Here is a 13,642-nt window from a genome sequence, read left to right as displayed (position 1 = left end):
GCGCTCTGCACCCTATGACAACCACCCGAGCAATCGATCAGTAAAAAGAGGCCTATCCTTCTTGGGAAAAGAACGAATGCCCCGGCTGCCACAGAATATCTTTTCGGCCATCCTCATTCAGATGCCTGCTGACGACAAAGAAGTAATCAGAAAGACGGTTGAGGATCGGCACCAATATCGGATTGATGGCCGTCTTGCGCGACAGAGCGACCAGACTGCGTTCAGCTTTCCTCACTGTCGTGCGTGCAAGATGCGCCCATGATGCCGCCGGAGAGCCGCCGGACAGCACAAAGCTGGTCAGTGGTTCCTGAAACGCACGCAGCCTCTCGATTTCCTTCTCCAGAGCGGGCAGAACCCCTTCACCCACACGTTTCGCGCGTTCGTTCCCCTCCGGCATGCAGAGATCGCCCCCCATGTCGAAGAGAAGATTCTGCACATCTTTCAGCCGCGCCGACAGATCGTTCTCACCTGCATCAAGGTGAGCGCGTAGCGCACCGACAATGGCGTTTGTCTCGTCCAGCATACCAATGGCCTCGATATGCAGATCGGACTTGCTCAGACGCGTTCCATCGCCGAGCGAAGTTTCACCTTTGTCACCGCCCCGCGTGAAAACCCGATCAATTCTGACAACCATGGAACACCTTTATCTCCGGATAGAAAACCATCTGTGTTCAACAGAAGGTTTTCCAATCATCGCCAATTACTTCTTGTCCTTGGCAGGCTTGGTCGGATCGGGCAGCGGTTTTGCGTCACGACTTGAATACCGCGTAATCATTTCTTCAACCGCCCCAGCGGCTTCATCCGCAGCGGCGACAGCCACATCTCCCCACATCTGATCCAGAGAATGAGCGGGAATGTCATGCAACTGGGTGGCAATACCGACTTCCTTGTCGTCCTTGTCGGTCACGCGCCAGTCGATCCGTATGTTCTGCTGGGGATTGTTACGCGATCCCGCCGGTCCATCCGTAATCTTGACCGTGGTGGCCACCATGAAATCCGCATCCTTTTTCGAGGTCTGGATCGTATCCTTCGTGCCCCGAAACGATACTGTAAAAGCGCGCGCCAACGATATGTTCCCGTCGCCGGGCGCACCCGTCACACCCTGAAACCAGATTTTGGCTCCACGATGTTTCAGACTGTGAGGATCTTCCTCCATGTCCTCGGCCATGATGCCGGTAAGGACATTGACCACCTGTCCCGCGCCCTGCTGGGACGCCGTGTGGATCGTCTCCGGACTGGCGGCTTTCCACAGAACCGTCGGCACAGCGGGCCCCTCTTCCGTCGCGCGGATGGCTCCCTGCGGTGTCATGACGGAATAGAGCGGCACAATCATGTCGCCGCGTTCTTCCGTACGCAATTTCAACCACCAGTCTCCCTTGCGGGGTTTCTGTGCAATAGCGGGCACGGACTGGTCGAGAAGTGCCTGCGTCACCTGGTCAGCCCAGATTTTTCTTCCCTCCGGGCTGAGAGATGTGTCCTCCGGCACCGGAACATCCAGTCGGGAAGTCGGCGCATTCGCAACACTTCCCTTGGACATCTTTCCATCATTCTGGAACGGGTGCGGCACGGAAAGGCAGCCCGACAGCAGACACACGGTCGAAAGAGAGAAGATGGGTGTAAAAAGTCGTTTCATCAGCGAAATCCCGCTCCGGTTCCAGCCGCGATCACCGAAATCTGGTGACCGATCGGCCCTCCACCCGCCAGCGTCCGCCGCCGATGGCTGAAAAAGCGCCGCTCGTCCGTCAGCGTGTCGCGCCCGACCGCTGCCCCGGCCACAAGGCCCCCACGACGCAAACGATCCTGACAGTAACCGGCAAGATCGAACTGAAAATGTCCCTCCCTCGCCCCTACGGCGAAGAACGGTTCTGCCTGCGCATCGGCTGACAGCGCCTCGTCACGCATGTCACCGCCTACTTCATAACTTTTCTGCGCAATACAGGGACCGACCACTGCGACGATCTCATCGGCCTTAACAGCCAGCGCGATCATTGCCGCCACTGTCGCTTCCAACACGCCACTAACAGCACCACGCCAACCCGCATGGGCTGCGCCGACCACACGTCCGTCTTTCGAAGCGAACAGCACCGGACCACAGTCCGCCGTGATGACACCGAGCGCCACATCCTCGCGGTCCGTCACCATCGCGTCCGCAGCCGCCCCCTCTCCCGGCTTCCACGGCTCCCGAACTGTAATCACGCCGTCGCCATGCACCTGCGTCACACCGAGCAAAGATTCACCGGACAGACCGAAAAAACCGGCGACACGGGAACGATTTTCCGCAATAGCCGCTGGATCGTCTCCGGATTTCGTCGAGCAGTTCAGGCTGGCATACGGTCCTTCCGACACGCCACCGACCCGTGTGAAGAACCCATGTCGCACAAAGGAAAGATAGGGACTCTGCACAACCGAGTCCGGCACCAGTCCTGCATTCATTCCTGTTCTCCCCATATCTTTTCCGGAAATCCGGGTAACGGCCCGATATCGGCCGACGTCACTGCCAGCGCCTTGAACAGACGCCCCATGCGATCCGGTCCGATCAATCGATCCAGCCCTGCATGGATCACGCCCGTCTGAGCGGGAGCAGCGGCACACAATGCTTTGGCCCGTTGAACCGCACCAAGGGAACGCAGGAGCGCGCCCTGTTCGACAGGGCCGTAACAACATGCCCCAGCCTGCGTCGCCGCACGCGCCATCGACGCAAAATCGACATGGGCCGTCAGATCTGCCGTGCCGGGCTCGACAAGCGCAGACACGGGACGGGCATCGCGGAGAGCCTGAAGGGACTCCCCGACACAGGATGTCGCCGTGCCATAATCGATAAACAGGGCCACACCCGGCGTCTTGCAAAAACGTTTTGTAATGGCACGCACAAATTCGATGGAAGCAGGAGAGATTTCGACAACATCCTCCGGCGCAACGTGCCGTTCCGCGACTTCGGGAGGCACATCGTCGCATGGCAACAGAAGCCATTGTCCATCACGCACGAACCGTTCCGCCCAGCCTGCCTCTGTCCGCACAAACTGTCTGATCGGCAGCGCATCGAGAAACTCGTTGGCCACCAGAAGCATCGGCCCCGGCGGCACTTCCTCGACATGATCGTGCCAACTGACGGAGAAGCCCATTCCGTCGAGCGCCTGTTTCTGTGCCGCCCGCAAACGGGGAGAGGTTTCGACGAGATGCACCGTAAATGCGGCAGAAGAACTGCTGGCGACAAAACGTCTCAGCACACGCAGCATGTCGACCATCAGCGTCCCGCGCCCGGGTCCGACCTCCACCAACCGGACATCGCCGCCGAGCGCCTGCATCACCACCGCGCACCATGCGCCAATCAGTTCGCCAAAGATCTGTGAAATTTCAGGCGCCGTGACAAAATCCGCGAAAGGATCACGGCTGGCGTAATAGGCCACGTTCGCCCGCCCCATGAACGCATCTAGTCGCTCGATGTCCTTTGCTTCTGTCACAGTCAGGCGCTTTTCGATTCCTCGTCCTCCGGCAATCCTGCATAGACCGGCGCATGGAATGCATGAAACATCAATGCGCCTCCAGCGAGGATCATCGGAATGCTCAGGATCTGCCCCATCGTAACACCGAAGGGAAAATAGCCGAGAAACGCGTCCGGCTCCCGGAAACACTCACAGAAGATGCGGGCACAGCCATATCCGGCCAGAAACAGGCCCGCCAGAAAGCCGGGACGCTCACGAAACTTCTGCTGCCGTGTCGCCAGCATCATGACAGTAAACAGCAGCAGACCTTCCGTCAGCGCCTCATAGAGCTGCGAAGGATGCCGGGGACGCCCATCAGTACCGGGAAACACCATCGCCCACGGCAGGCTTGGGTCCGCATAACGCCCCCACAACTCACCATTGATGAAGTTGGCGATACGTCCGAACCCCAGCCCAAGCGGCACGATCGCCGTCACGCGGTCGGCAAAGGCGAGAAAGTTCAGACCATAGCGACGGCTGAATAGGATCATCGCAATAATGACCCCCAGCGCTCCGCCATGAAACGACATGCCGCCATGCCACACCGCGACGATCTCGGTCGGATGCGCGAGAAAATTTTCCGGCTGATAGAACAGCACATAGCCAAGACGACCGCCGAGAACGATGCCAAGCGTCACCCAGACAAGAAAATCATCAGCCAGCAGAGGCGTGGCGGCACGCGGTGTCCATGTCACCAGTTTCTTGAGGACCTGGATGCCGAGGACGATGCCCGCGATGTAGGCCAGCGCATACCAGCGGATGGCAAGTGGCCCGAAATGGATAAGCACCGGGTCGAACTGCGGAAACATGAGGACGGGCAGCATGGATGATCTTTCTGAAGCGAACCGGAGGGTCAGAGGTAAGGATCGGCCTTCGAGAGATGATCGCGGACGTAACGCGCGATTCCGTCTTCAAGACTGGTGAAGGCGTCCGTATAGCCTGCGGCGCGCAGACGGGACATATCGGCCTGCGTGAAGGACTGATACTGCCCACGCAGACTTTCTGGCATATCAACGAACTCGACCGCCCGCTGTACTCCCGCTGCATCGCAGACGGCATAGGCCAGATCGAGATAGCTCCGTGCGACCCCCGTTCCACAGTTGAAGAGCCCGCTCACTTCCGGGTGGTCATAAAGCCAGAGCATGACCTTCACCACGTCGCCCACCCAGATGAAATCGCGCATCTGTTCGCCATCGGCGATATCGGGGCGATCCGAACGGAACAGGCGCGCGGGATGGCCAGCTTTCACTTCGTCGTATTTCACCTTCACGACGGAGATCATGCTGCCTTTGTGATATTCGTTTGGGCCGTAGACGTTGAAGAATTTCAGGCCGGCCCATTGTGGCGGCACTGTTTCCCCACGCTCCTGATGGCGTTTCACATGCAGATCGAAGACCTGCTTGGACCAGCCATAGAGATTCAGTGGCTCCAGCATGGAAAGTCGCGCGGGATCATCCGAGAACTGGTCAGGCCGATCCGCTGCGCCGTAAGTAGCGGCGGAGGAAGCGTAAATGAAACGCACACCGCGCTGGGCGCACCATGTCCAGAGCCGCTCCGACAACGCCACGTTCGTGTTCCAGACCAGATCGCCGTCACGCGCGGTGGTCGCGCTGATCGCACCTAGGTGGAACACGGCGTCCACAGTGATGCCATTATCGGCGAGCAGGGTTTCAAGGTCGTCGGGAGAGATGATCCGGACGGGGATATGGCGACGCAGATTACGCCATTTTCCACTATCGCGGAGCCGATCCACGACAATTACATCCTGCCCTCGGGCACAGAGAGCGGCAACGAGACATGAACCGATGAAGCCGGCGCCGCCGGTGACAATAATCATGGGACCAGCCTTATAACGATGCGTCGTGCGATACGACAGGGGCGATGGGTTGGATTAATCGTCTTTCAACGCTTATAAGCATAACTTCACAACAGGAGCGACGTAGGTCGCTCTGCCACACCGAGGAGCACCGGAATGGCTGACAGACCGCGTATTTTCGACGACCTAGCCGGTGTCGCTGGCGGCGCGATCTCCGCTTTTGCGGGCGTGCGGGAAGAAATCAACGCCATAGTGCGATCACGTGTCGATGAGGTTCTCGGCCAGCTTCAGGTCGTACGCCGCGAGGAATTCGAGGTCATCAAGGAGCTTGCGGCCAATGCCCGCCTTGCGGGAGAGGAAGCCGAGCAGCGCATCGCCGCACTGGAAAAGCGTGTGACGGAGCTGGAAGAAAGCACCACGAAACCGGCGGTTCACGAGACGCAGCCGATATCCAGCGGAAACAACGACCAGAATTTCGGCTGGAGCGGAGACAGCAGCGGTTTCCCGAACTGAGCCGTTCGTGACGAAATCATGTTGCAAAAACAGTCATGGCTCGTCTTGCCGTGAGCGAAACGGGTCCATAGGCTGCCAGAGTGGCGATTCGTTGCACCGTGACGCATAACGCCACTGATTCGCAGACGAAACCATTCTCCGGAATGGGATTCATGGCTTGGGAGGCCAGCATGACAGCTCTGACGATGACCACCTCCACTGCCAACTCCAACCCGCTTGATCTGATGGAACAGATTGTCTGCGGCTATGAATGGGCGTTCGACCGCCGCAATTCTTCCGAAATGGCCGCAGAGGCCCCCGGAAAGTGGTGCGATTACGGCCTCTATTTTTCATGGTCCGCAGAACTGAGCGCCATGCATTTCACATGCACCTTTGATCTGAAGGTGCCTGAAGCGCAGCGCAAAGCCCTGTTCGAACTGATCGCACTCGCCAATGAACGCCTGTGGATCGGTCATTTCGCCATCGACGTGGACAGCGGCACGCCGATGTTCCGTCACGCCGTCCTGCTCCGGGGCGCACCTGGCGCTTCCATGGAGAGCCTGGAAGACATGGTGGATATCGCGATCACGGAATGCGAACGCTTCTATCCTGCTTTCCAGTTCGTTCTCTGGGGTGGCAAAGCGCCGGCGGAAGCGCTGGAAGCCGCGATGCTTGACTGTATGGGCGAAGCCTGATGAGCGAGCCTCTCCCGTCCCTCCTTCTCATCGGCTGCGGCCAGATGGGAGGGGCTCTTCTCGACGCGTGGATGGAGAAGGGTCTCGCGCCGTCGGTTATTGTCGATCGGCATCGGAATTCCCTGCCAGCACCGCATCGTGTCGTCAGGTCTCTGGCCGAAATACCTGCTGATTTCACACCAGCAGCCATCATTCTGGCGGTCAAACCGCAGAAAGCGATGCCTGTTATTGAAGAACTCGCTGCACGGCGGCCAGATCTTGCATCAGTGTCCGTGTTTGTCTCCGTGATGGCGGGCCTGACCACAGCCTCCATGGCCGACGCCGTTCGGAAAAATGTTCCCGCCGCATCTCCGGCGATGGTGCGCGCCATGCCCAATACCCCATCCGCCATCGGACGGGGCATGACAGGGCTTTATGCCGCCCCTGACGTGAATGACGCCCAGAAGTCTCTGTGCAACACGCTGCTTTCCTCTGTCGGTGCCACGGTGTGGGTCGATGAGGAAGATCAGATCAACGCCGTGACAGCCATTTCCGGCAGCGGACCCGCCTATGTTTTCCTGTTCGCGGAACTGCTGGAAGAGGCTGGCGTCAAACTGGGCCTCCCGCAGGATGTGGCACGCCTGCTGGCCCGCAAGACGACGTCCGGCGCGGGCGAACTTCTGGACCACAGTTCGGAAGATGCTGCCGTGCTGCGTCATAACGTCACCAGTCCCGGCGGCACCACCGCTGCCGCGCTTGCCGTTCTGCGCGCACCCGAAAACTGGCCCTCAGATATTCTGGAGGCTGTCACAGCCGCCTTCAAGCGTGCAAGAGAGCTAGCCTCCTGACCCCTCCCTCAATCAAGAGCCCTTTTCCCATGCCTATGGAAGAAGACGACCAGTTCGACTCCACTCTGCTTGATGCAGCCATGTCCCTTGCTGCAACCAAGGGGTGGCAAAATCTGTCCATGCCGGACATCGCCCGTCATGCTGGCCTTGATCTCGGCGAGGTAAGACGACGCTATCCGTTCAAAACGTCGATCCTCCTGCTGCTCGGGCAACTTGCTGACCGCTCAGCCCTCATTGATGATGGCTCGCTCGGCTCCCCGCGTGAAACACTCTTCGATCTTCTGATGCGTCGGTTTGACGTGTTTCAGCAATATCGGGCTGGCGTTCTTGCCGTCCTCAAGACCCTACCATTCGATCCAGCCGTGACGCTCGTTCTTGGTGCCGCCACGCTGGATAGCATGCGCTGGATTGCTGGGGCTGCTGGAATTCGTACCACGGGACTGGAAGGCATTCTCCGCGTGCAGGGTGTCGTCGCGCTGTGGACCTACACGATCCGGGCATGGGAAAAGGATGAGAGCGAAGATCTCGGCACCACCATGGCAGCGCTTGAGCAGGCCCTCGACCGCGCCGAGCGGCTGGGGCTGTTCCGTGGCGCGGAAGAGCGCCTCTCAGACGATACGCATCAGCCATCGAGCCTGCCCGCTCCTGAGGCGCAGGATGCGAACTTCAATGATTTCTCGGATGGTGAATAGAAAAATTGCTCTTTACGCAGCAGTAGAGCCACATTAGAAGGTGGCACATGCGCTGCTGCTTTTGGGGTGTAGCCAAGCGGTAAGGCAGCGGATTTTGATTCCGCCATGCGGAGGTTCGATCCCTCCCACCCCAGCCATATCACGGCATGACGGTTCGCAGCCCGCCATATCCGCTATATTGGGTCAGACAGCCTTTTTCAGATTTGGGCTTGCCTTGAAACGAACGGTCTTACCAGCTTTCACTTTCACCGGCTCACCCGTGCGCGGATTAAGCGCCTTGCGTGCCTTCGTCTTCTTGACGGTGAAGGTGCCAAATGACGGAAGCGTAAAACCACCCTCGCGCTTCAGTTCCTTGATGATCGCATCCATTAGTTCTGCCGCCGCTTTGTTGGCCGCCACACCAGTGCAGTTGATTGAATCCTGGATCACCGCAGCAATAAAAGCTTTACTCATGGGCCTCTCACACTCCTGGAATATGATTCACCACCAAGCCCCCGGACCGGTGCTGTCCACAAGAAGCTCAATGGCTATTAATGCGGCTTTTAACGTGACACATCTAAAGAAACCAGAAAAAAATACTCATACACTTCTTCTATCGATAGAAAACCTTCTTCAAGCTTCGCAAAACAACGAAATGACGGATCAAAATCCTCTATTCATGGCGATCAGAACACACTCTCCCACCGAGAGTCACATTCATGCCTGATTCTGTCTGCCTCTTTGCCGCCTATGCCCCAACGGGGGAATTGCCACCCTATACAGCTTATTATTTGTCCGAATTGATCCAATGCGGCTTTACTGTTCACCTCGCCCTCTCGGGCTGCAAGCAAGCATCAAAAAAAACCACCACATTCTGCAATAAAAAAAACATAATTATTTGGTGCCGATCAAACTCAGGCTACGATTTCGGTGCGTGGAAGGATCTGATCCTTCAAGATTGCACCAAAAATACTTGTCGCGTTCTGCTTGCAAATGACAGTGTTTTTGGCCCTTTTACTTCTCTCTCGCTCATTTTCGACCGTATGGAAAAAGAGAACGGAGACGTCTGGGGACTTGTACACTCACAGTCAGTTATTCCCCATCTACAATCCTGGTTTGTCTGCTTCGAAAATAACAGTTTTCACTTACCAGCAGTGCAACGAACGCTTTTACAGAATTTCGACCATATGACACGTGATGAACTCATCTGGCATGGGGAACTCGGCCTAGCACTCGCCTGTCGGGTAGAAGGATTGAGCACAAAAGCAGCATGGAACGATCCTGGCCTGCTTGATCGCTTGTTCAAGACGAATGCCATGCACTCACAATGGCGGCAGCTCATCCGTTCGGGGAAGGTTCCGTTCATCAAAACGGAACTGCTGCGGGATAACCCGTTTCACCTTCGAAGCACATCCCGCTGGAAGGACATTCTCCCAGCAGAAACAACATTCAATCCAGAGTGGATTACGCACTATCTCAACATGAACGGCCCACGCGCCGGACGACCACAGATAAACAGGAAATGCCGCCTGCTCTATACACTTATCGAAAACATGACTGGATAAAGACAAGTTCAGTCTGAATGAAGAATAGCGGAAGTCGCTTTCCACATGCGTTGCCCCCGTGCCTCAATCATGGCTTCAAAAGCATGACGAATGCGCGCGATACACACTTTTTTATAAGGGAAAACATCTTCAGGATCACGATCATGCACAATCATTGCTGTTTCCACTTCAAACAGCAGCAAAGATCCGTCCTGTAAAACACCGAAGTCCAGACCAAAATACTCCAGCCCCACCCGTTCTGCGATAGCGCTTAATCCATTCATTACCGACAATGGAAAATAGCTTTTCATATCCGCCAAGAAGCGCGCCTCTTCTGCACGCCTCTCCGGAAAATTCTCCATTTTGGCGTTGTAATACCAAATCGCCCAGTCTTCGTGAATCGCCAGATGGACCGGATAAGGCACGCCATCAATAAATACCACCCGATATTTACGGTATAGTCCATCCACGCCCATATAATTCACAAACTGCGTGACATAATAATCAAGTTGAGAGTCATGCGTCTGTATATAATGATTGAAAGCCTCCCTATCATCGACCTTAGCAAGGTCATGTCCGGCATGAGAGGAAACAGGCCTTACCAGCAGGGGAAATGCAGGAAGATTTTCGAACGGGACACACACTTCTTTGCAGGCTGGAACAATAACTTTCGCAATTCCTTTCAATAAGTCAGGAACTCCTGAACGGGTAAGCCCAATGATCTGCGCCGCATTATTAAGCACTGGCGCACCACTGGACCGAGCAATGGCATCCGCCTCAAGAATTGCAGGCAGTTGCCGTTCATCTTCTCCCATTGCCAGAATAACGGCGTCTGGATTCAAATTCTTCACTGCCTGCACCAAGCTCTCACGCTGGTGACGCTTTCCCGATATCCAGACGGTATAAATGGCAACAGCTTCATCCAGTAACATCGCAATGGGTGCATTTGCCTGAAACGTTCCCAGGACATTCAAGACAACCAGGCGCATTCGGGAGGACGATTCTGGCGTAGAAGGCAACTGCACAGGGTCAAGCTGGACGGCAATATCCAGATGCCTGAGGGCCTCGGTCTCTTCACCGCAGGCCTGACACATTTCCCACAAGCGATAATGCAGGCCAGCGCGCTCTGTGGCAGTTGCAGCAGCTTTCAGTCTGGCTAGCAGAGTGTCGCGAGCCAGAACGGGATCATTATTGAATTCGACAAGATCAAGCATATTGGCAGGCTAAGCCAAACGCCTGAAGACCTTGTAAATCTGACAGCAAAAATACCGACGCACACCGCTTCATGGTATGCGTCGGTCAAAACATTCTTCAGTGCGTATTCTCTGAAACCACAGACTGAAGAAACATTTCCAATTCCTTGGCCTGACCTTCAAACGTCGGCAGATGATCCTTCAATGGATTAACGTAATCATCAAATCGGTCCGCCTGCGCAAGGAGCGCTTCGACTGCGGCCTGCAATGGTTCCGGCTGGCCGTTGAGCGGAATGAGCGTGCCGTTGACACCATCGACAATATCTTCTGCCTGTCCACCCGGCGCCGTGGAAATCACCCACACGTCACGAGCCAGCGCTTCACGAACAGTCAGCCCGTAACTTTCCATCCATTGTGAGGGGAAAAGCAGTACGTCGATCGATTCAAAGAATGCATCACGTGTCGTATCGCCATACGCAGGCTGGATAGTGATCTTGCCGTTCACCTTCCAGCCGGAAACATCCATGGAAGCATATCCAAGGTTGATTGTGTTATCGATCAGGACAAGCTCCCAGTCGCCCCGTTCCATCTTTTCGAAAGTCTCGCGCACAAGCGGGAAACCTTTAACCGCCTCCTGCCCACCGACAAATCCAAATCGAAGAGGCGTTCCGGGCACCCGTGGTGCACGTGGTTTTTTCGGCCAACTGAAGCCATTGCGATTCACCTTGACCTTGTCGGGCGCATAGCCATTAGCAAGGTACAATGCGCGATGAGACTCGCTGGGAGACAGCAGAAGCGTCGCCTGATCCAGCATGGATGTCAGCATGTTCTGACGCATTTCCAGATGAATGGCACCCGGCGCACAGGCGCGACAGACTTTCAGATCAATGCGACGCTGGAAACAATAATGCCCGTTTGCTTTCACCATGAACTGCCGCTCACACAGCCACCAGGCATCATGCAGCGTCACGACGAACGGAACACCGTGCTCCACACAGGCCTGTAGCAGCCCCACTCCCAAGCCCTGAATGGAATGGAAATGCACGACATCCGGTTGGTAAGCCTTGAGCCACGAGACGAACTGCGCCGTACATCGCGGATTATCCAGTCCTGCAATCGGATCCATATGAACTGGCAGAGGCGACGCAACCACTGGAATATTCTCAACTTCATAGCGAAGAGAAGATGAAAACAGACCGGGCTGAGGGAGACAGGACGTATAGATGCCTACCTCCACATTTTCCTGAAGAAGATGGCGCGCCATCTCCTCTGCAACCAGCGTGGCTCCTCCGAAAGATCGCGGCATGAAGAAGATATTCACGCCCATCACGCGCAATCGGTCGCGAGACTCTGTCTTCGGGGGAGGAAACCTCTGCGCCACCTGCTTGCGGGCGATCGCTTCCGGCTGGTAACGGGCCAGAACATCCTGTCGAGCCTGTTCACCCAGTCGTTGTCTGAGTGCGGGATCATGCGCCAATGCCAGCAGAGCATCGCGCCAACCCACCGTTCCTTCGGCGAGAAAACCGTTACGCCCTTCTTCCACCACATCCCGAAAAGTCGCGCAGGGCGAGCAGACAGATGGAACGTTCAGGATAGCTGCTTCAAGGAATTTAATATTGCTTTTGGCATCATTGAAAATGGAAGTTTCGAGAGGCGCAATCGCTATATCCGCCTCAGCAAGAACAGCCATGTAACCAGCATAATCCCGACCATCGAGATACTCTACGCGGGCGCCTAGTGCCGCGAACGCCTCAGGCAACGTCAGTTCACCTATAATACGCAGCCTGAGGCGTGGTTCCGCTTCCATAGCGGCTAGTAAACCCGGCGCACATTCGACAAAATCCTTGTCGTGCGTCCGTGTCCCGGAACCGTAAACAATAAAAATATCATCGTCAGACGATTTTTTATTATGGCGGTGTAGAATACTATCAGCTATTGCCAATGTTTCTTTATCAAGAGCGTTTTCAATAACACAGACATCTTTAACGCCTGCCTGCTGCATGATGTCTGCCAGCACTTGCGTGGACGCAATGCCACGACCACATAATTGCAGACAGTCACGATAAAGCTGTGCACCGTGGAGCAGATCTTCCTGCTCGGTTTTGCTCAAAGTCAGCAAATTGCTGTTCTGGCTGTAAAGCTCAAGATCAAAAATCAGATCATCAACTTCCCACCACGGGGAAATTCCAAATCTTGTGGCCTCTTCAATAATATCTTTAATAACCTGCACGGCTGGAACACGGTAGAAAATAACTTCCCATGCCGTCTGCATGGCCGACAAAGCAGCCTGCGGATCATGCCAGTTTATGACCTCAACATTCCAGCCTAATGTTTCCAGCTCTTCCTTCTTCTGCCACACCCTATATTTAGCACATTGTGGAATACTCAATTCCGCAACAATCACTACTTTAGGAGACAGGCCCGCTTCACGGGCGGTCTGTACAGAACGACGATAAGGACTGACTAAAGCCGCTTCCGGATTTTGATTTGCCGGCTGAAGAACGGGCGGCTGTTTTTTCTGACGGCGACGCTCAACATTTGCATCAATCCGTCTACGTACACGTCTATAAAGACTACCCAATCCGTCTTTTTTAACAATTTCTTTGGCACGGCGAACTGCCGTTTGTGCAGAGACGCCGCCAGCTACGTGCCCCCGTCGAAGCAGCCACACTGCCCGCACCATACGGGCCAAACGGGAAAAACCACTTTGATTCCAGTTGAACAACAGATGACGAACACTCTCAGCCTCAGCCGCATGCACATCAGCTCTGATGCTGTGGATGACAGACGTTGCCCGATAACATTCGAGTAATGCTTCAGCGTTCCGAAGACGCTGTTCCAGAATATCGCGGGATAATTTGTCAGTCACAATCGACCTGCTATTTCTGTAAAATCATGTTCTGAGAAAGGCCCAGAAACTAA

At 55.6% G+C, this 13,642-nt stretch carries 14 protein-coding genes and 1 tRNA gene; 6 read left to right on the top strand and 9 right to left on the bottom strand.

Annotated elements, in window-relative coordinates; all coding sequences use genetic code 11:
* Positions 1 to 52: 52 nt before the first annotated feature.
* The 6 genes from ABF824_RS04340 to rfaD all read right to left on the bottom strand — a co-directional run bounded on the left by ABF824_RS04340 (position 53) and on the right by rfaD (position 5,319).
* Positions 53 to 634, bottom strand: a complete 582-nt coding sequence (locus ABF824_RS04340) for a cob(I)yrinic acid a,c-diamide adenosyltransferase (RefSeq protein WP_415486660.1) — start codon at positions 632 to 634, stop codon at positions 53 to 55.
* A gap of 66 nt (positions 635 to 700) precedes the next feature.
* Positions 701 to 1,633, bottom strand: a complete 933-nt coding sequence (locus tag ABF824_RS04335) for a hypothetical protein (RefSeq protein WP_415486659.1) — start codon at positions 1,631 to 1,633, stop codon at positions 701 to 703.
* Positions 1,633 to 2,433, bottom strand: coding sequence for a peptidoglycan editing factor PgeF (gene pgeF / locus ABF824_RS04330; protein ID WP_415486658.1), 801 nt, complete (start codon positions 2,431 to 2,433; stop codon positions 1,633 to 1,635). Before pgeF ends, ABF824_RS04335 begins: the two co-directional genes overlap by 1 nt.
* Positions 2,430 to 3,422, bottom strand: coding sequence for a class I SAM-dependent methyltransferase (locus ABF824_RS04325; protein WP_415486676.1), 993 nt, complete (start codon positions 3,420 to 3,422; stop codon positions 2,430 to 2,432). The genes pgeF and ABF824_RS04325 overlap by 4 nt, the downstream gene beginning before the upstream one ends.
* A 41-nt stretch (positions 3,423 to 3,463) precedes the next feature.
* A complete protein-coding gene (gene lgt, locus ABF824_RS04320; RefSeq protein WP_415486657.1) occupies positions 3,464 to 4,306 on the bottom strand; it encodes a prolipoprotein diacylglyceryl transferase in 843 nt (280 codons plus the stop codon).
* A 29-nt stretch (positions 4,307 to 4,335) separates the two neighbouring features.
* Positions 4,336 to 5,319 (bottom strand): ADP-glyceromanno-heptose 6-epimerase, encoded by a 984-nt coding sequence (gene rfaD, locus ABF824_RS04315; RefSeq protein ID WP_415486656.1) that lies wholly within the window; start codon positions 5,317 to 5,319, stop codon positions 4,336 to 4,338.
* Between the two features lie 135 nt (positions 5,320 to 5,454).
* Between rfaD and ABF824_RS04310 the strand changes: the two genes are divergently transcribed.
* From ABF824_RS04310 to ABF824_RS04290, 5 genes are all read left to right on the top strand, one after another.
* Positions 5,455 to 5,811, top strand: coding sequence for an accessory factor UbiK family protein (locus ABF824_RS04310; RefSeq protein ID WP_415486655.1), 357 nt, complete (start codon positions 5,455 to 5,457; stop codon positions 5,809 to 5,811).
* A gap of 170 nt (positions 5,812 to 5,981) precedes the next feature.
* Positions 5,982 to 6,485, top strand: a complete 504-nt coding sequence (locus ABF824_RS04305) for a YbjN domain-containing protein (RefSeq protein ID WP_415486654.1) — start codon at positions 5,982 to 5,984, stop codon at positions 6,483 to 6,485.
* The gene (gene proC, locus ABF824_RS04300) at positions 6,485 to 7,312 is read left to right on the top strand and encodes a pyrroline-5-carboxylate reductase (RefSeq protein ID WP_415486653.1); all 828 of its coding nucleotides are present in this window, start codon (positions 6,485 to 6,487) and stop codon (positions 7,310 to 7,312) included. Before ABF824_RS04305 ends, proC begins: the two co-directional genes overlap by 1 nt.
* A 29-nt stretch (positions 7,313 to 7,341) precedes the next feature.
* Entirely contained in the window at positions 7,342 to 8,004 is a 663-nt protein-coding gene (locus tag ABF824_RS04295; RefSeq protein ID WP_415486652.1) for a TetR family transcriptional regulator, read from the top strand.
* 62 nt (positions 8,005 to 8,066) lie between these two features.
* A tRNA-Gln gene (locus tag ABF824_RS04290) sits at positions 8,067 to 8,141 on the top strand.
* A gap of 46 nt (positions 8,142 to 8,187) precedes the next feature.
* Here ABF824_RS04290 and ABF824_RS04285 read toward each other — a convergent pair.
* Positions 8,188 to 8,457, bottom strand: a complete 270-nt coding sequence (locus ABF824_RS04285; protein ID WP_415486651.1) for an HU family DNA-binding protein — start codon at positions 8,455 to 8,457, stop codon at positions 8,188 to 8,190.
* A 245-nt stretch (positions 8,458 to 8,702) separates the two neighbouring features.
* On the opposite strand from ABF824_RS04285, the gene ABF824_RS04280 reads away from it, so the two are divergent.
* The gene (locus ABF824_RS04280; protein ID WP_415486650.1) at positions 8,703 to 9,548 is read left to right on the top strand and encodes a rhamnan synthesis F family protein; all 846 of its coding nucleotides are present in this window, start codon (positions 8,703 to 8,705) and stop codon (positions 9,546 to 9,548) included.
* A gap of 8 nt (positions 9,549 to 9,556) precedes the next feature.
* Here the strand turns inward: ABF824_RS04280 and ABF824_RS04275 are convergent, their stop codons facing one another.
* Together ABF824_RS04275 and ABF824_RS04270 are read right to left on the bottom strand one after the other, a co-directional pair.
* Positions 9,557 to 10,741: a hypothetical protein gene (locus ABF824_RS04275; protein ID WP_415486649.1), complete on the bottom strand. Its 1,185-nt coding sequence runs from the start codon at positions 10,739 to 10,741 to the stop codon at positions 9,557 to 9,559.
* 97 nt (positions 10,742 to 10,838) lie between these two features.
* Positions 10,839 to 13,589, bottom strand: coding sequence for a glycosyltransferase (locus tag ABF824_RS04270; protein ID WP_415486648.1), 2,751 nt, complete (start codon positions 13,587 to 13,589; stop codon positions 10,839 to 10,841).
* Between the last annotated feature and the right edge of the window lie 53 nt (positions 13,590 to 13,642).

Origin of the sequence: Acetobacter sp. (genome assembly GCF_047721705.1) — a bacterium.
In the GTDB taxonomy this organism is placed as follows: domain Bacteria; phylum Pseudomonadota; class Alphaproteobacteria; order Acetobacterales; family Acetobacteraceae; genus Acetobacter.
This window is presented reverse-complemented; position numbering and strand designations above follow the sequence as displayed.